The following is an 18,290-nucleotide window of genomic DNA, read 5'->3' on the forward strand; positions in this document are numbered from 1 at the left end:
GGCTCGGCCACCACGACGCGGCCGGTGGTCGCGTCGAGCAGCGCCAGCGGCACGACCGTGGTCTTGCCGGTCCCGGGCGGCGCGACGAGCACGGCGGCGCCGTGCCGGGCGAGCGCCTCGGTGACGTCGTCCAGCACGGCGCGGACGGGAAGGTCGGGCAGCCGCACGCCCCGAGTGTGCCGGGTCGGCCGAGCCGCCGGATCGGTCAGGTACCCTCCGCCGGGAGGCGAATCCGGTTCGGGGCGAAATCCTGTGGGGGCAGGCGAAGCGTGGAAACGGTCACTGAGCAGCGCCGCGAACCGGCGGCCACCTCGGGTACCGAGCGTGCCTCGCGCGGGTTTCGTACCGACGTCCAGGCGCTGCGGGCCATCGCCGTCCTCGCCGTGGTGGTCAACCACCTCTGGCCCGGCTGGCTCCCCGGCGGCTACATCGGCGTCGACGTCTTCTTCGTCATCTCCGGGTTCCTGATCAGCTCCCACCTCACCCGCGAGATCAACACCACCGGACGGCTGCGGCTCGGCCGCTTCTACGCGCGCCGCGCGCGCCGGCTGCTGCCCGCCGCGTTCCTCGTGCTCGGCGCCTGCCTCGTCGCGGCCTACTTCCTGCTGCCCTACCCGCGCTGGGCGGATACCGCGCAGGAGTCCTTCGCGAGCGCGACGTACTGGGAGAACTGGCTGCTGGCGGTCAACTCGGTCGACTACTCCGCGGCGGACGCGGCCGCGAGCATCGTGCAGCACTACTGGTCGCTGTCGGTCGAGGAGCAGTTCTACCTGTTCTGGCCGGTGCTCCTGTTCGGGCTGTACAAGATCCACCACCGGCCGGCCCAGCTCACCGGCATGGTGCTCGTCGGCGCCGGCTCGCTCGCGTACAGCGTCTACCTCACCGAGCAGTCGCCCAACGAGGCGTACTTCGTCACCCCGGTCCGCATATGGGAGTTCGCCCTCGGCGCGGTCATCGCCCTGGCCGGTGCCCGCCTCGCGCTGCCTCGGGTCGCCGCCGGGTTCGTGGCCTTCGCCGGCCTGGCCATGATCGTCGGGTCGGCGTTCGCCTACACCCACGAGACCCCGTTCCCCGGCTACCTCGCGTTGGTGCCGACCGTGGGCACGGCGCTGGTCATCATGGCCGGTCACCGAGGTGAGACGCAGTGGCACACGGTGGTGACCGCGTCCCGCCCGGTGCAGCTCGTGGGCGACGTCAGCTACTCGCTGTACCTGTGGCACTGGCCGCTGATCCTGCTGGCGCCGTTCGCGCTCGGCGACCTGCTGCCGGCGGGGCGGATGACGCTGCCGTACGAGCTCGCCGTCCTCGGCGCCGCGCTCCTGCTGTCGATCGTGTCGACGTACCTCGTGGAGGACCTGTTCCGGACCTGGAAGCCGCTCGCGCGCAGCACGAGGCTCACGTTCACCGGCATGGTCGGCGGGCTCGTGGTGCTCGCGTCCGTGGCGTACGGGCTGACCTGGACCTACGACCGGCACGTCGAGCAGGCCGAGCGGGAGGCCGAACGGCAGGTGGCCGAGGTGGCCAAGCGCCCGCCGCCCTGCCACGGCGCCCCGGCGATGGTCCCCGCGCACGGCTGCGCGTCCCGGTTCGGCCCGGCGAAGGTCGTGGAGATGGGGCCGGTCAACGAGTACTACCGGCTCGTGGACGGCTGCGGATCGACCGGGGACAACATGGTCGGCGACAAGAGGACCACGGTCGTCTGCGACTTCAGCGAGGGCGAGCCCGACCCGCGGACCGTGTGGCTCATCGGCGACTCGCACGCCCAGCAGTGGCAGAGCCCGCTGTTCGACCTGGCCCGCGAGCGCAAGTGGATACTCAAGCTCGCCTACCTCGGCGGCTGCCCGTTCGCCGATATCGAGTTCGGCGGCTACGCCGTGCCCGGCGCGGACAAGGCGGGCGCTCAGGCGTGCATGGACTGGACTCCGAGGATGGCCAAGGTGATCGCCGCGGACCGGCCGGCGGCCGTGGTGATGACGTTCTACGCGCGCAAGGAGATCGCCGACGACGGCAGCGGGCGGTCGCAGGCCGAGCAGTACCGCGACGGCCTCGAACCGTACTGGCGGCTGTGGACCGGCCTCGGCGCCCGTGTGGTGGTGCTCGCCGACCCGCCGCTGAACGGCGCGGTCCGCGACGCCGACTGCGTGGTGATCAACCCGACCGACCCGAATGCGTGTGCGGTGGACCGCAAGGTCGCCCAGCCGCCGGACCCACTCGTCGAGGCCACCCGCACGACCCGCGTGCGGGGCGTGTCGCTGGTCGACCTGACCGACTACTTCTGCGACCGGCGCCACTGCTACGCGGTGGTCGGCAACGTCGCCGTGTACTACGACGCCAACCACCTGAACCGCGAGTTCAGCCGGTCACTCAAGCCGATGATCGAGAGGTCCCTGCGCTTCCGCTGAACGCCGATGCCGTTGAGCACTGTTGAGTTCCTTCGAATGCCGTTGAATGCGATTGTCGCCGGCGGGACGGAAATACTTTCGTCGGTTGTCAACCGGTCAACACTGGCGAACCGGTCGCGCTGTCCGTATCGTAGCCAGCCAGTTACACACATGGGTTAGCAAGAATTAGTGGCGTGTCTCATCTGGGGGTGGCAGCGCGGGTTTCCTTGCTGATTGCAGTGACATATTCGGCTGTCCATTTCGCAAGTTCGCGAGGTTTTATGACACGTCCTCGGGCGGCGGTGCACCGAACCATCCTCGTGGTCGACGTGGTGGGATTCGGTGATCACCGGCGGAACAACGTGGATCAGGTCGCGGTGCGTACCGGCCTCTATCGCGCGCTGCAACAGGCATTCCGGGTCGCCGGCATTTCCTGGCCCGACTGCGAGCGCGAGGACCGCGGCGACGGGGTGCTCGTGCTCGCCCCCGCGGAGATGCCCAAAGGCCCGTTCGTCGAGGTCCTGCCGGGTGCGCTGGCGGCGGCGCTGGACCGGCACAACCGCCGTCGCCGCGCGGCCGAACAGGTGCGACTGAGAATGGCGCTGCACGCCGGGGAGATCAACTATGACGAGCACGGCGTCACCTCCGTCGCCCTCAATCTGGCCTTCCGGCTGCTCGACTCCGCGCCGTTGAAGACGATGCTCACGGAATCCTCCGGGGTGCTCGCGGTGATCACGTCGTCGTGGTTCTTCGAGGAGGTCGTGCGGCACAGCAGGGTCTGCGATCCGGCCACCTACCGATCGGTGACGGTCGAGGTCAAGGAAACCACCACGACTGCCTGGTTGCACCTGCCCGACCACCCGCGAGACGGGGAAATCCCGGCGGTGCGCGAAGTCGCCGACCCGAGTTTGTTCGGCCGCGACCAGGAATTGGCCCGGTTGCGCCGCGCGGCTGCCGTCGCGAAGTCCGGCCGGTTCACGATCGCGCTGTTGTCCGGCGAGCCGGGAATCGGGAAGTCCGCCCTTGCTGCCGCAATCGCCCGGCGGCTCGCCGACGACGGCTGGACGGTCGCGTGGGGCAACTGCCCGGAGCGGGAGGGCAGCCCGGCGGGCCAGCCGTGGACGGAGGTCCTGCAGGGCCTCGTCGACCGGTTCCCGCCGCGGGACCACGCCACGGAGCTCGCGCCGCTGCTCAACGATCACGTCACGCTGCGCGCCGCCGGCGACGTGCCGGCCGCGCGCTATCGGTTGCGCACGGCGGTCGGCCGCTACCTCGGCGCCGTGGCGCGCAGCAGCCCGCTGCTCGTGGTTCTCGACGACCTGCACCACGCGGATGGCGAGGTGCTCGCCCTGCTCGCCCACCTGGTCGACGACCTGCTCGGTGAGCCGGTGCTGATGCTCGTCACCTACCGCCCGACCGAGGTGGGGGAGCAGCTCGCGGAGACGCTCGCGACGCTCGCCCGCTACGGGCCTGAGCACGTCATGCTCACCGGCCTGGACACCGGCGCGGTGGCCGAGCTGATCGACGAGCTGTGCACCCGGGTCCTGACCGACCACACGGTCGCCGCGATCGCGCGGCGCACCGAGGGGAACCCGTTCTTCGTCCGCGAGATCGCCCGGCTGCTGGAGACCGACGGCGAGCACGCGGCGGTCGGCGAGGTGCCGCCGAGTGTGCGGCACATCGTCCGGCGCCGGGTCGCGCGGCTGCCGGCGACCGCGCAGTCGGTGCTCCACCACGCCGCCGTGATTGGTCGGGACTTCACCCTCGACGTGCTCTCGGCGATGACCGGGATGGGCGAGGACGCGCTGATCGAGTGCCTGGACGCCGCGCTGCGGGCGGGCATCCTCGACGAGCCGCACACCGCCACCCGGTCGCTGCGGTTCGCGCACGCGCTCGTGCGGGACACGCTGTACAACGACATCTCCCGGCTGCGTCGCACCGGCCTGCACGCGCGGGTCGGCGCCGCGCTCGAGCAGCTGCGGCCGGGCGACACGGTCGCGCTCGCGCACCACTTCGACGCCGCGCAGGCGCCGGACGCGGCGGCCAAGGCGGCGTGGTACCTGCGACTCGCGGCTGAGCAGGCCGAACGGCGCTACGCGCACCGGGAGGCGGCCGGCCTCTGGCAGCAGGCGGTGCTGTCCTACGCGCACGCGCCCGGCGGCACCGTGCGCGACCGGCTCGAGCTCGTGATCGGCACCATCCGGACGCTGTCCATCGCCGGCGAGCGCGCCTCGGCCCGCGCGCTGCGCGACGACACGCTGGCAGAGGTGGTCGGCATCGGCGACCCCGAGCTGACCGCACGCGTCATCGTCGCCTACGACTCGCACGACCTGTACCCGCAGCACCCGTCCGGCCGCATGCCCGACAAGCTCGTCGACCTGATCGACCGGACCCTCTACAAGCTCCCAGCCGACCTCCGGGAGCTGCGCTGCCAGCTGCTGGCGAGCCTGGCTATCGAGCTGGAGCAGGCCGACGACCCGCGCGGCGACCCGGCGTCGATGGACGCGGTCGTGCTCGCCCGCCGGCTGGGCGACCCGGCCCTGCTCGCGACCGCGCTCAACGCCCGCTTCCGGCGCAGCTACTGGACATCCACGCTGGCCGAGCGCGAGCGGATCGGGACCGAGCTGCTCGCGCTCGGCCAGTGCCACGGGCTCATCGCCGTCGAGGCGGCCGGCCGGCAGGCCCTGGTCCGCTGCGCGTGCGGCCGCGGGTACTTCACGGACGCCGACCGGCACGCCGCCGAGCTGGAGCGGCTGGCGACGACCTACGACCTGCCGGCCGCCGCGGCGACCGCCGCCTGGTACCGCGGGGTGCGGCACACGGTCGATGGCCGGTTCGCCGAGGCCGAGCTCGCGTACCAGCACGCGGGGGAGCTGACCAGCCATGCCGGCCTTGCCGACGTCGAGCAGAGCTACTTCCCGGTCACGACGCTGGCGCTCGCGCTGTGGACGGGCAAGCTCGCCGACCACGTCGCGCTCTGCGAGCAGGCGTTTCACCGCTCGCCCGCGCAGGCGGCCGAGGCTTATGCGCTCACCCTCCACGCGGCCGGCCGGCTGGAGGACGCCCGCGAGGTCGCCACGCCGCGCCACGAGATCCCGCGGGACATGCGGTTCAAGATCGTCATGGCGCTGCGCGGCCTGGTCGGGCTCGCGCTGGGCGACTACGAGCGGATCATCGAGGCGTACAACGCCCTGCGCCCGCTGGACGACGAGGTGGCCGGCGGCGACACCGGCGGCTACGCGGTCCTGCTGCCGGTCGCCCAGCTGCTCGGCGACCTGGCCGTCCGCCTCGGTCAGGTCCAGACGGCGAACGGGCACTACCGCAAGGCACGCGAGATCGCCGAGCGCGCGAACGTGACGCAGTGGATGACCACGGCACGGGAGTCACTGTCCCGCACGATCACCCAGTTCAAGCCGCACCGGGCCTGGTGACCGGCGGAGCGGCGAGGAACCGGCCGCCGTACTCGCGCGCGGCCCGGCCCTCGGGGATGTCGAAGGCCGGGAAGCCGTGCAGCCGACCCGGCCAGATCTGGACCTCGCAGCGCCCGCCGGCCTCGGACACCGCCGACCGGAGCAGCTCGGCGTCACCGGTGAGGCACTCGAGGCCACCGGTCTGCACCAGGACCGGCGGCCACCGGCCCGGGTCGGCGCCGAGCAGGTCCAGCCGCGGGTGGATGAGCGGCGTGTCGCCGGCGTAGGTGAGGTTGGTCCGCTCGATGAAGTCGGGCGCGAGGAACGGGTCGGGTCGCGCCGCGTCGGTGCGGCGGACCGTCGCCGTGGTCAGGTCCAGCACGGGCGAGATCAGCATCGCGGCGCGCCCGGCATCGGCAGCCCCTCCCGCACGAGATCGCCGAGGAGCCCGGCCACGAGCGCACCGCCGGACGAGATGCCCGCGACGCGGATGGTCTCGGCGGCGAAACCCCGTGCCAGCAAGGCGTCATACGCTCCGAGCACGTCGTCGGCGGCCGCCGGGAACGGGTGCTCGGGGGCGAGCCGGTACCTCGGCACGAAGGCCGGGATCCCGGCCAGGGCGCCGTACTTCGCGGCCAGCCACTGGTCCACCCGGGGCGACCCGCTCACGAACGCGCCACCGTGGACCCACAGCAGCACGCCGTCGCCGGAGTCCGAAGTGGACACCAGGCGGCCCCGTGCGGCACCGTAGCGGACCGCCCGCGCGCCCTTCGGCGACCACCAGGCGCGGCCGGCGAGCAGTGTGGACAGGCGCAGCATCCGCAGGCTCGCGCCACCCCGGCGCAGGGGAAACCGCCGAGATCCGTCATCATTGCCTCCCCCGAGGTCGACAGGAGCAGACTACTAACCGCTGCGTGCCCATGTCGGCGCGTTCGTCGAGCGGGGCCGGCCCCGGATGCCGCACGACGCGGCTATGCGGGAGGCCGCCCTGGCGCAGTTCCTTCGCGCGGGCAGGAGGCGGGCGAGGTCGGCGAGTTCACCGTCCGCTCGATGGCGATGATGATCAGGGCGACGCTGGAGGCCATGCCGACCTACGTGCTCGCCTACCCGGGCCTCGACCTCGACGGGTACGGCCGCGACCTCGTCACGTACTTCGAGCGCGCGCTGGGCGCGGGTCAGCGGGCGAGGCCGCGCAGGAGGGGCAGGTAGACGTCGTCGACGATCTCCTCGACCGTCTCCTCGCTGACCGGGCCCTGGCAGAGCATCGTCTCGCTGCGGATCAGGTCCAGCGGGACGTGGGCGGCCCGGATCGGCACCTCGACCGGTTCGAGCTCGCCCCGCTCGGCCGCCCGCCGCATGATCTCGGCGATCGCGTTTCCTAGAGGTGCGGTCTTGAGCCGGTCGCGCAGCAGCGCGGCGACCTCCGGGTGCCGGAACGTCTCGCCCATCACGCCGGCGATCATCTCGCTCATCATGCCCGCCACCCGGCGGGCGATCATGTTGAACAGCTCGACCAGGTCGGACCGGAGGTCGCCGTTGTCGATCGTCGCCGTCGGCATCGGTCGCTGGCGGCCCCACGCGGCGAGCACCAGCGTCGCACGGCTCGGCCAGCGGCGGTAGATAACCGGCTTGCTCGTCCCGGCTCGGGCGGCTACACCTTCGATGGTGAGGGCGGCGTAGCCGACTTCGTTCAGCTCGGCCCAGGCGGCTTCGAGGATGGCCGTTTCCAGCTCCGCGCCCCGCCGGCGGGACTTTGTCTCGGTCACAGCATCCCTTTACCTTTAAGATACGTTGAGTTTCTTATCGACCTGGTCTAGTTTGACACATGTTAGATACGATCCGTTTCTTCTAGTAGGGGGACCGGTGCTCACGCGCCTATTACGCACTTACCTGCGGGCCTACCGCGGTGAGCTGACGGCGGTGGTCGTGCTGCAGCTCATCGGCACCATCGCCACGCTGTACCTGCCCAGCCTCAACGCCGACATCATCGACTTCGGCATCGCCCGCGGCGACACCGACTACATCGTGTCGACCGGGGGCTGGATGCTGACCGTCACGATGCTGCAGATCGTGTGCTCGGTCGGGGCCGTGTACTTCGGCGCCCGCACCGCGATGGCCTTCGGCCGCGATGTCCGGTCCGCGATCTTCCACCGGGTCGGCGGGTTCTCCGCGCGCGAGGTCGCGGGGTTCGGGCCGCCCTCGCTGATCACTCGTACCACCAACGACGTCCAGCAGGTGCAGCTGCTGGTGGCCATGATCTGCACGATGTTCATCACGGCGCCGATCATGTGCGTCGCCGGCGTGATCATGGCGCTGCGCGAGGACGTCGGGCTGTCCTGGCTACTGCTGGTCTGCGTGCCCGTGCTGGTCATCTGCATCGGGCTGATCGTCGTCCGGATGGTGCCGCAGTTCCGCCTGATGCAGGACCGGATCGACCAGGTCAACCGGGTGCTGCGCGAGCAGCTGACCGGCATCCGGGTGGTTCGCGCGTTCGTCCGCGAGCCGGCCGAGGCCCGCCGCTTCGCCGACGCCAACACCGCGCTCACCGACACCGCGCTGCGCGTGGGCCGGCTGCAGGCGCTGATCTTCCCGACCGTGATGCTGATCCTGAACGCGTCCAGCGTGGCGGTGCTGTGGTTCGGCGCGCACCGGGTCGACGCCGGGGAGATGCAGATCGGCGCGCTGACCGCGTTTCTCAACTACCTGGTGCTGATCCTGATGTCGGTGATGATGGCGACGTTCATCTCGATGATGATCCCGCGTGCCGCGGTGTGCGCCGAGCGGATCAACGAGGTGCTCGACACCGAGCCGTCGGTAGTCCCGCCGGTCGCGCCGGTCCGGGAGCTGACCCGGCACGCGGACGTGGAGCTGCGCGGCGTCGAGTTCCGGTATCCCGGCGCGGCGGAGCCGGTACTGCGGGACGTGTCCTTCCGCGCGGAGGCGGGAAAGACGACGGCGATCGTCGGCAGCACCGGATCGGGCAAGTCCACGCTGCTCTCGCTCATCCCGCGGCTGATCGACGCCACCGGGGGAGAGGTGCTCGTCGACGGCGTGGACGTGCGCGTGCTCGACCCGGACGTCCTGTGCACGCGCATCGGGCTGGTGCCCCAAGGCGCGTACCTGTTCACCGGCACCGTGGCGAGCAATCTGCGCTACGGCAACCCGGACGCCACCGACGAGGAGCTGTGGCAGGCGCTGGAGATCGCGCAGGCCCGCGAATTCGTGGCGGACATGCCCGGTGGGCTGGAGGCGCCGATCGCGCAGGGCGGCACCAACGTGTCGGGCGGCCAGCGGCAGCGGCTGTCGATCGCGCGGGCGCTGGTGCGCGAGCCGGAGGTCTACCTGTTCGACGACTCCTTCTCCGCGCTCGACCTATCGACGGACGCGGAGCTGCGGGCCGCGCTGCGCCCGCACACCCGGCGCGCGGCGGTCATCGTGGTCGCCCAGCGCGTGTCCACGATCCTCGACGCCGAGCAGATCGTGGTGCTGGACAACGGATCCGTCGTCGGCCTCGGTACCCATCGCGAGCTGATGGACACCTGCCCGACCTATGTCGAGATCGTCGAGTCCCAGCTGACCCCGGAGCAGGTGTCGTGAGCGGAGCCTGCGGAGCGAACCATCAGACACAGGGCGACCGCGAGCGGCGTCTCGGAGCCTGCGAGGAGGCGTCATGAGCACCCCGACCCAGGCGCGACCCCGTCCGATGATGGGCGGTCGGGGCTTCCCCGGCATGACGGGCCCGGTGGAGAAGGCGCAGACCTTCGGCCCGTCGGCCAAGCGGCTGGCGCGGCGGCTGCATCCGGAGCGGTTCAGGTTCGGGGCCGTGGTCGTGCTGGCCGTCGTGAGCGTCGCGTTCGCGGTGGCGGGGCCGAAGATCCTCGGGGACGCCACGGACATCATCTTCGACGGCGCCCTGGCGCACATGCGCGACATCCCGGGCGCGGGCGTCGACTTCGCCGCGCTCGCCGGGGTGCTCAGCTGGGTGCTGGCGCTGTACCTGGCCTCGTCGGTGTTCGGCTGGATCCAGGGCCTGCTGCTCAACCGCGTGGTGCAGCGGGTGGTGTTCCGGTTGCGGGAGGACGTCGAGCACAAGCTGCACCGGCTTCCGTTGCGCTACTTCGACGGCCAGCCCCGTGGCGAGCTGCTCTCCCGTGTCACCAACGACATCGACAACATCTCCACGACCCTGCAGCAGACGCTGAGTCAGCTGCTCACCTCGCTGCTGACCGTCGTCGGCGTGCTCGTGATGATGGTGACGATCTCGCCGCTGCTGTCGCTGATCGCGCTGGCGGTGATCCCGCTGTCGGTGTTCGTCACGGCGCAGATCGGCAAGCGGGCGCAGAAGAAGTTCATCGCGCAGTGGAAGAACACCGGGGCCCTGAACGCGCACATCGAGGAGGCGTTCACCGGGCACCAGCTGGTGAAGGTGTTCGGCCGGCAGAAGGAGTCCGAGGCGGAGTTCACCCGGCGCAACCACGAGCTGTACGAGGCGGCCCGGGGCGCGCAGTTCATCTCCGGTCTGATCATGCCGTCGATGATGTTCCTGTCGAACCTCAGCTACGTCGTGGTGGCGGTGGTCGGCGGCCTGCGGATCACGTCGGGCACGATGACGCTCGGCGAGGTGCAGGCGTTCATCCAGTACTCGCGGCAGTTCACCCAGCCGCTGACCCAGGTCGCGTCGATGGCGAACCTCATGCAGTCCGGGGTCGCCTCGGCGGAGCGGGTGTTCGAGCTGCTGGACGCCGAGGAGCAGGAGCCCGACCCGGCTGAGGAATCGCTGCCGGCGCAGCGGCGTGGGCGCGTGGAGTTCGAGCACGTGTCGTTCTCCTACCGCCCGGAGCAGCCGCTGATCGAGGACCTGTCGCTCGTCGCCGAGCCGGGGCAGACGGTCGCGATCGTCGGCCCGACCGGGGCGGGGAAGACCACGCTGGTCAACCTGATCATGCGGTTCTACGAGCTCGACGCCGGCCGGATCACGCTCGACGGCGTGGACATCACCGCGCTTCGCCGCGAGGACCTGCGCTCGCAGACCGGCATGGTGCTGCAGGACACGTGGCTGTTCGGCGGCACGATCCGGGACAACATCGCGTACGGCCGGCCGGAGGCCACCGAGGAGGAGATCGTCGAGGCGGCCCGCGCGACGCACGTGGACCACTTCGTGCGCACGCTGCCGGACGGCTACGACACGGTGATCGACGAGGACGGCACCAACGTCTCGGCCGGTGAGAAGCAGCTGCTGACGATCGCGCGCGCGTTCCTGGCGCGCCCGTCGCTGCTGATCCTCGACGAGGCGACGAGCTCGGTGGACACGCGCACGGAGTCGTTGGTACAGCACGCGATGGCGGCCCTGCGCTCGTCCCGCACGAGCTTCGTGATCGCCCACCGCCTCTCGACGATCCGCGACGCGGACCTGATCCTGGTGATGGAGTCGGGCCGCATCGTGGAACAGGGCACCCACGACGAGCTGCTGGCCGCGCGCGGCGCCTACCACCGCCTCTACTCGGCCCAGTTCACCGCGACGGCCTGACCGCCAGGAAGGACGCCTTGCTGACGTTCAGCGTCAGCAAGGCGTCCTTCCACGCTAGTCCTCTATGGACGGACGAATTGCATGTGCATCTTCCGGTGCACTTGACGCGCGTGCTTTACTTCTCTGGTCGCCTATTGGCCGCCGGATGGCGGTTGGCAAGGCGCTCCGGTTACGAAGAGTCACCGGCCTGATAGATCGTTTCTATAGCGAGCGGGAAATTTCTCGTCGAGCTCGACGCTTGACGGGAGGATTTCTCGTCAGTGGACTATGTTGCCGTACATCTCCCCGAGCGGGTCCGCAATCAATTCGATGCGCGCGCCGTCCGGATCCTGGAAATACACCGAGACCTCGCTGTGCACCTCGTGGGGAACGCCCGCCGTCTGGAGCTTGTCCTTCAATTTCCGCCAGCGCTCGGGCTCGACCGAGATGGCGACGTGGTGCAGTCCGCCGAGCACCTCGGCGTACCTCCCGACATCGAGACCGGGGAAGTCGAAGAAAGCGAGCAGATTGCCGTTCCCGATGTCGAAGAAGAAGTGTGACGAGCCGGGGTAGTCGCGGTTCTCGATGAGTTCGGTGAGCGGGAACTCGAGCAGATCCTGGTAGAAGCGAATGGTGCGCTCGACATCGCTGCTGATGAGCGCGGTGTGGTGCAGGCCCCGGCCGCTCGAGGCGGGCCGCCCGCTCCTGGGGCGCAGGTGCGCCGCCCGGAGCCGGTCCCGCGCCTCGGCGAGCGCGGCAACGTCGTGTGCGGTCACAGCGAACTCCGTTCTCCCTGGTCAACACGGCCGTGCTGGCGACCGTCAGTGACCAGGATAGGACTCCGAAGCCCCGCCGGCCCTGCTGAACGCGCCAGGACACACATGCCTACGACATCGGTCAACTGACCGATGTCTCACACGGGTGATGGAACGAGGCTTGCTGAGTCCAACATTGGAGATCGCAACCAGAGACGACATAGGTCGTGGGGTGAAGTGGTGACCGCTTCGGACTGGCACGACGAGTTGGTACTCGTCGCCGAGCTGGCCAGCGTGAACAACCAGATTGCCAGATTCGTGCTCCGCCTGCTCGATGCGGACGCCGGCAGGCGTGAGCAGGTGGCCGCGGGTGACGAGTACAACCTCGGTGGCCGGCTCGTGGACCTCGGGCACGCCCTGCAGAACCGGGCGGCGTACCGGGCCGCAGGCGACACGGATCGCGATGGTGGGGCCATCGACGACCGTGTAAACCTACGGCCACGGACGCTCGCACTGGACAAAGTTCTGAGCCAAAGCGGATGTAGCCGCTAGAGATGACTCAATTCCGCAGATCAGTTGTATGTCATCTCCGGAACGCTGTTGTAGGTCATATCCGGCTGGGCGGCAGAGGCGGTTCCAACGGCCGCAAGAAGCAAAAGGAGCGAAGCAGCAAGGGCGGTGATCCATCGCGCGATTCTCATTCTGGCCTCCCGAAAGCAATACGGTCAGATAAGGACGCGGGTTGGCATGCCCATTCGCGTTGATGGTGTAGAAGTGGCCCAAAATATTGGGTCAACAAAACTATGACATAAGACCACGTAATTGACCAAGCACTCTAAGTCACAAATGGCTAACAGACGTGTCTCTGCGTCTGGGTGACAGCGTGCATATGCACGATCGGTGGTACGGCACCCGGATGGCCGATGCTCGCGCCGAGGTCGCGGCTTACTGTCGAGGTATGTCGGGTGATACGACTGCACTCGTAGGCCGTGACTCGGAACTCGCCCGACTCCTCGAATGGATAGATGATCTCGGGTCCGGAACCGGGCGAGCCGTACTGATCGAGGGCGAACCCGGCATCGGCAAGTCCTCCCTGGCCCGCGCTGCGATCGGCTTCGCCGAGCAGTGCGGCTACCAGGGCTTCTGGGCCGAGGGCGATGAGCTGGGGCAGGCGCTGCCGCTCCAGCCGTTGCTGGATGCCCTGCGGGACAAGGAAGCCACCGGTGAGCCCCGGCTGGCAACCATTCTGCGGTTGCTCCGTGGTGAGGTCACGAGCTCCGCCGATCCGCCGGTCGCCGCGTCCGAGCAGATGCTGACTCTGATCTCGGAACTGTGCAGTGCCGCACCCACCATCCTCGTGGTCGACGACCTGCAGTGGGCGGATGTCGCGACGATCAGCGTCTGGGAGTGGCTTGCGCGATCCGTCGAGCGTACGGACCTCCTACTGATCGGCGTTGTTCGCCCGATCCCGCAACGCGATGAGCTGCTCGCCGTGCGTCGGGTAGTCGGCGAGCAGGGAGTCATCCGTCTTGGTGGCCTTCCGGGCAGGGCGATCGCCGACCTGGTCACCTCGATTTCCGACGGCAAGCCGAGCACGAGGCTGCTGCGGCTCGCGGACGATGCCGCGGGCAACCCCCTCTACGTGACCGAGCTGATGGACGCGCTCGTCCGGTCGCATCGCCTCACGGTCGACGAGGATGGCCTCGTCGAGGTGACGGACGGCCCAGTGCCGGATTCGCTCGTCGCCGCGATCGCCCACCGACTGGACTTCCTGCCCAAGGAGATCCGCACCGTGCTACAGGGCGCGGCGTTGCTGGGCGTGGACTTCCTGGTGTCGGACCTGGCGATCGTCATGGGTAGCCGGATCGCCGATCTGGTCCCGGTTCTCGACGAGGCCTGTGCCGCCGGAGTGCTGAAGGAAGCGCGTGAGAGGCTCGCCTTCCGTCACCCCCTCATCCGAACGGCGCTCTACGACGACATCGCGAAAGCCATCCGTCCGGCCTGGCACATGGATGCGGCCAGAGCGCTCGCCGAGGCCGGCGCACCGGACCAGCGAGTCGCCCGGCAACTGCTGCGGGCGGTCAGCTCGCCCGGTGCCGGCCCGCTGGACGAGTCACTGCTGGATTGGCTGGTGGAGGCCGCCCCGACGCTCATCGCGCAGGCGCCACGGACCGCGATCGATTTGCTCAAGCAGGCGACTCGCCGGTGTCCGGCGACCACCGCGCGCGGCGCGATGCTCGCGTGCCGGCTCGCGGATGCCTTGTTCCGGACCGGTGATCGCGCGGCGGCGGAGCGGGTCGCTACCCGGGCCATGGCCGTGGTCAACGACTCCGACCTGTTGGTTGACCTTCACGGAACCGTGGCGCAGTGCCGCGCTCTCGTCGGGCGGGCCGACAAGGCGTTCGAGGAGCTGGAACAGGCCTTGGCGCAGCCGGGAATCTCGGCGCGACACCGGGCGCGGCTGCTGGTGATGACGGCACGGGCCCGCCGGGATCTAGGTGAGGTCATCGCTGCCGGGAAGGTCGCCGAGGAAGCGCTCGCCACCGGTGAGGCCACCGGCGATCGTTGGGCGGTCGGCTGGTCACTGCACGTACTGATCATCGTGTCGATGATGCGGGGCAACGTTTCGGCGGCGCTGCCGTTGTTCGAGCGGGCGCTGACCGTGGTCGGGGATGACTCGGCGCTCACTGATCTCGGGTTGCTGTTGCAGGTCAACCAGGCGGTCGCGCTCGGGGATCTGGACCGGTACGACGAGGCCCTGCGTGCCGCCGAGCAGGTACGGGAGCGGGCCGACCACGCCGGCAGCCTCGTGCGGCTCGCGCAGGCGCAGAGCGCACTCGGCACGTTGTTGTTCGAGGTCGGGAGGTGGGACGACGCGCAGGCCGAGGTCGAGACATTGTCCGACGACTTCAAGGATCCGAGCGTGACGTGCTGCGATCGTGGCATCGCCGCGATGATCGCGTTCCACCGTGGGGATCCGGCGACTGCGCGGCAGCACCTGGGCATGGCCGAGCCCAGTGCGGAGAAGATCGGCAACCGGGTCGTCGCGTCGCTGACGCTCGCGCGCAGTCTCGACCACGAGATGTCGGACAACCTGGTGGAGGCGCTCGAGGTGCTCACCGCCGGAGTCAACCGCCACGCCGAGGAGCTCGACGAGATGGAGGACCTGCTTCCAGAGGCCGCCCGCTTGGCCGCGCACACCGGTTCGCTCGACTCCGCGGTCGACATCGCCGAGCAGGCAGCGACGCTGGCTCGCCGGTCGCAGGTGCCCCACCGGCTCGCGACCGCGTCCTACTGCCAGGGCCTGCTCGACGGTGACCCGTCGCTGCTGCAGGGCGCGGCGGAACGGTACGACGACGCCGGCTTGCCGCTGCTGCGTGCGCGGGCGTTGGAGGCTGCCGCCGTGAAGTTCGCCGACCACGGTGACCGCCGCGCCGCGCGGACGGCCTTCACGCTCGCCGACGACGTCTACGACTCGCTCGGCGCGCACTGGGATCTGGCCCACCTGCGCGCGCAGCTGCGCCGGTACGGCATCCGGCGTGGCCCCCGCGCGAAGCACCGGCAGGTCCGGGTGGGCTGGAACAGCCTGACGCCAACCGAGACGCGGATCGCCGGCATGGTCGCAGGCGGGATGTCCAACCCGCAGATCGCCGAGCAGCTCGTCCTGTCGCCGCGCACGGTCGGCACGCACGTGTCGCACATCCTGGCCAAGCTCGGGGTCCGGTCGCGCATCGACATCGCGCGCGAGGCTGCCGAACATGTCGACGTGCTCACGTAGCTCGCACGTGCTCAGCCCTTGGCGAGGATCTCCCGTAGGGCGGCGGAGAACTCGGCCGGCTTCTCGATGTGGGGGCTGTGGCCGGCATCCGCGATGACGATCTCGTCGTAGGTTCCGCCGGCCGCGGCGTAGCGGTCCAGGACCGCGCGGGTCTGGGCGATCATCGGCTGGGGTGGGTGGGTTTCGGCGCCCGGCCAGTCCGGCAGCGCGCCCAGGGCGCCCAGGTTCGCGAGGTCGAACATCGACGCGTCCGACACTATCTGGTCGGCGTCGCCGCGTAGCCAGCGGATCGGGGGTTTCGGGGTGATCTCGTGGAGGTCGTCTAAGCGGAAGTGGTTGGGGGCCATCGTGTTCAGCACGCCGCGGCCGCCCGCGGCCAGGCCCGGCCACCCCGGCGACGGCACGCTGTCGCCGGGGTAGTGGTCGTCGCCGGTCCGGGTCGACAGCATCGACTCCACGAAGATGTCCTCGTGCTCCGGGACGAACGGCGGCTTCACGTAGAACGACCGCAGCACCTGCCGCGGCGACAGCGGGGTGTCCGCCGACCGGTCTCCGGCCGCCAGCGCCGCCACGAAGTCCGCGTTCCCCCCACCTCCACCGGAGCACGCGCCCGCCTCGTCGATGAGCTCGCCCTCGGTACCGCGCGTGCCGCCGAAGCCGTATGGCGATACGGGTGCCACCAAAGTCACGGTACGGACAAGGGAGGGGCGGTCCCGCAGCAGCTGCAGGGCGACCCCGGCACCCATGCTCCAGCCCACCAGGTGCACCGGGCCGAGCGAGAGGGCGTCGAGGACCCCCGCCACGTCGTCCGCGTAGTCGCGCACGCCGCGCGTCGCGTCGACCGGCAGCGGCTCGGTGTCGCCGAAGCCGCGCAGGTCCACGGCCAGCGGCCGGTACGACGCGGGCAGCGCGAGCATCGCCGGCTGCCAGAACAGCGACGAGGACACGTTGCCGTGCACGAAGACCACGGGCACGCCGGTGTCGCGTACGGACAGGACGTTGACGGTCAGCCGGTCGGTGGGCACCGCACTGGCGGTGATCCCGGCTAGCAGGTTCGACATGGAAATCCTTTCACGACAGCCAGCCCGCCACAGTCGAGGAGACCGCGGTGGCCCAGCCGAGCTGGAGGTGGTTCGCGGAGGCGACCAGGGTCGTGGCGCCGACGTTCGAGATTCCGGTGGTGGACAAGGCACTCCGGACGAACACGACACCGTCGCTCGGGCCGCGGGTCTCGTTCCAGATGCCGACGATCGACGGTGAGCCGCCGGCCAGCAGGTACACCGGCACGTCGGCCGGCGTGGGCGACGACTGGATCCGCGAGATCAGCGAGCCCGCGTCGATCGCGGCCTGGATGCCCGGGCCGTCGGTGTAGAAACCCTTGCCGCCGTAGTAGGTCGTGTGCCAGTCCTGCGTCGTCGTGTTCACGCCGAACACGCCGTCCCACCGCGCCAGCATCTGCCGCTGGCCGGGGTAGGCGTCGTGGCCGTCGGCCGGCGTGATCGACAGCTCCGGATGGTGGGTCTGGCTGCCGTAGCAGGTCATCCGGGTGTGCGGGCTCGGCGCGTTCACCGCGCCGCCGCACTCCGGCCAGATCGAGTAGTCGTGCGCCCAGCCGTGCGCGAACGGGTAGTCGTAGCCGCCGTTCGGCCCGCCCAGCAGGATCAGCTTGCGGATGTCGCCCGCGTACGGCCGACCCCACGACGGCTTCACCGACGCGGCGTACATCCGCGCCGACATCATCCCCTTGCTCCAGCCGACCACGTCCACCGAACCGGCGCCGAGGCGCGACTTGATTATCGTGATCGCGTCACCGACCTGTTGCGCCTGCTGGAGGTTGTCGCCCTGCTTGTGCGCGAAGCCGATCGCGAACACCCGGTATCCGCGTTCGTTCAGGTACTGCATGAGCCCGGTCGAGGGGCAGGTCGCCGACCCGCAGCCGAACCCGCCGGACTCGCCCGGGTTCGCCCACGCGCGGTCCGGGTTGTCGTTGGCGCCGTGGACGAGCAGCACCGGCGTGGCCTTCGCGCCGGTGTCCCAGCCGGGCGCGGAGTAGAGCAGGAACCGCGACGAGGACGGCCGTGCCTCGCCGCCGAAGAACGTCCTGCGCTGCCCGTCCTGGTCGCCGCGCCCGTCCGGCGGGTACTGCTCGTCGGTGAAGCCCGGGGTCGTGTCGCGGTAGCGGTCCACGCTCGCCCAGCCGTTGGCGACGTCGGTGAACGTCGCCTCCTTCGTCAGGTAAGCCGGATCCGCCGCCTCGGCGGTGCCGCCGGCGACGACCGCGCCGGCCGTCACGAGCAGAGCGGCGGCCAGGTAGCGGAGTGAGCGCATCGGGTCTCCGTAAGTTGTTAGGTGGCCCGGGAGGGCCGGGTGTGGCTGATCGGGTCTTGCCCTTGGTGGCTCCTGAGGAGTGGCCGTCCGGCTCTTCGGGGCACCCTGGCTGGTGATTGAGATGCGCGTGCT

13 protein-coding genes are annotated in these 18,290 nt (G+C 70.0%); 7 read left to right on the forward strand and 6 right to left on the reverse strand.

Going from position 1 to position 18,290, the window contains the following annotated elements; translation table 11 throughout:
* Positions 1-269: 269 nt before the first annotated feature.
* Positions 270-2,402, forward strand: coding sequence for an acyltransferase family protein (locus tag ACRDTB_RS30890; protein WP_431435715.1), 2,133 nt, complete (start codon positions 270-272; stop codon positions 2,400-2,402).
* A 260-nt stretch (positions 2,403-2,662) separates the two neighbouring features.
* On the forward strand, positions 2,663-5,812 hold the full coding sequence (locus ACRDTB_RS30895; protein ID WP_431435716.1) for an ATP-binding protein: 3,150 nt from the start codon (positions 2,663-2,665) through the stop codon (positions 5,810-5,812).
* On the opposite strand, the gene ACRDTB_RS30900 is transcribed toward ACRDTB_RS30895, so the two are convergent.
* Both ACRDTB_RS30900 and ACRDTB_RS30905 read right to left on the reverse strand, forming a co-directional pair.
* Positions 5,790-6,188, reverse strand: a complete 399-nt coding sequence (locus ACRDTB_RS30900) for an alpha/beta hydrolase (protein ID WP_431435717.1) — start codon at positions 6,186-6,188, stop codon at positions 5,790-5,792. The two genes, ACRDTB_RS30895 and ACRDTB_RS30900, sit on opposite strands and share 23 nt — an antisense overlap.
* Positions 6,182-6,610: an alpha/beta hydrolase gene (locus ACRDTB_RS30905; protein WP_431435718.1), complete on the reverse strand. Its 429-nt coding sequence runs from the start codon at positions 6,608-6,610 to the stop codon at positions 6,182-6,184. The genes ACRDTB_RS30900 and ACRDTB_RS30905 overlap by 7 nt, the downstream gene beginning before the upstream one ends.
* A 231-nt stretch (positions 6,611-6,841) precedes the next feature.
* Here ACRDTB_RS30905 and ACRDTB_RS30910 point away from each other — a divergent pair, with 231 nt between their 5' ends.
* Positions 6,842-7,000 carry a hypothetical protein gene (locus ACRDTB_RS30910; RefSeq protein ID WP_431435719.1) on the forward strand — a complete coding sequence of 53 codons (159 nt, stop codon included), beginning with the start codon at positions 6,842-6,844 and terminating at the stop codon, positions 6,998-7,000.
* Here the strand turns inward: ACRDTB_RS30910 and ACRDTB_RS30915 are convergent.
* Positions 6,967-7,557: a TetR/AcrR family transcriptional regulator gene (locus tag ACRDTB_RS30915; RefSeq protein WP_431435720.1), complete on the reverse strand. Its 591-nt coding sequence runs from the start codon at positions 7,555-7,557 to the stop codon at positions 6,967-6,969. The genes ACRDTB_RS30910 and ACRDTB_RS30915 overlap by 34 nt on opposite strands.
* Before the next feature lie 97 nt (positions 7,558-7,654).
* Here ACRDTB_RS30915 and ACRDTB_RS30920 point away from each other — a divergent pair, with 97 nt between their 5' ends.
* Both ACRDTB_RS30920 and ACRDTB_RS30925 read left to right on the forward strand, forming a co-directional pair.
* Positions 7,655-9,388: an ABC transporter ATP-binding protein gene (locus ACRDTB_RS30920; protein ID WP_431435721.1), complete on the forward strand. Its 1,734-nt coding sequence runs from the start codon at positions 7,655-7,657 to the stop codon at positions 9,386-9,388.
* Positions 9,389-9,461: 73 nt separating this feature from the next.
* The gene (locus ACRDTB_RS30925; protein ID WP_431435722.1) at positions 9,462-11,318 is read left to right on the forward strand and encodes an ABC transporter ATP-binding protein; all 1,857 of its coding nucleotides are present in this window, start codon (positions 9,462-9,464) and stop codon (positions 11,316-11,318) included.
* 257 nt (positions 11,319-11,575) lie between these two features.
* On the opposite strand, the gene ACRDTB_RS30930 is transcribed toward ACRDTB_RS30925, so the two are convergent.
* Positions 11,576-12,073 carry a VOC family protein gene (locus ACRDTB_RS30930; RefSeq protein ID WP_431435723.1) on the reverse strand — a complete coding sequence of 166 codons (498 nt, stop codon included), beginning with the start codon at positions 12,071-12,073 and terminating at the stop codon, positions 11,576-11,578.
* 219 nt (positions 12,074-12,292) lie between these two features.
* Here ACRDTB_RS30930 and ACRDTB_RS30935 point away from each other — a divergent pair, with 219 nt between their 5' ends.
* On the forward strand, positions 12,293-12,604 hold the full coding sequence (locus ACRDTB_RS30935) for a hypothetical protein (protein WP_431435724.1): 312 nt from the start codon (positions 12,293-12,295) through the stop codon (positions 12,602-12,604).
* A 406-nt stretch (positions 12,605-13,010) separates the two neighbouring features.
* Positions 13,011-15,830: a helix-turn-helix transcriptional regulator gene (locus tag ACRDTB_RS30940; RefSeq protein WP_431435725.1), complete on the forward strand. Its 2,820-nt coding sequence runs from the start codon at positions 13,011-13,013 to the stop codon at positions 15,828-15,830.
* A gap of 11 nt (positions 15,831-15,841) precedes the next feature.
* Here ACRDTB_RS30940 and ACRDTB_RS30945 read toward each other — a convergent pair whose 3' ends face one another.
* Both ACRDTB_RS30945 and ACRDTB_RS30950 read right to left on the reverse strand, forming a co-directional pair.
* Positions 15,842-16,891: an alpha/beta fold hydrolase gene (locus ACRDTB_RS30945; RefSeq protein ID WP_431435726.1), complete on the reverse strand. Its 1,050-nt coding sequence runs from the start codon at positions 16,889-16,891 to the stop codon at positions 15,842-15,844.
* Between the two features lie 10 nt (positions 16,892-16,901).
* Entirely contained in the window at positions 16,902-18,158 is a 1,257-nt protein-coding gene (locus ACRDTB_RS30950) for an esterase/lipase family protein (RefSeq protein ID WP_431435727.1), read from the reverse strand.
* Positions 18,159-18,290: the final 132 nt, after the last annotated feature.

Origin of the sequence: Actinophytocola sp. (genome assembly GCF_050699935.1) — a bacterium.
GTDB lineage: Bacteria > Actinomycetota > Actinomycetes > Mycobacteriales > Pseudonocardiaceae > Actinophytocola.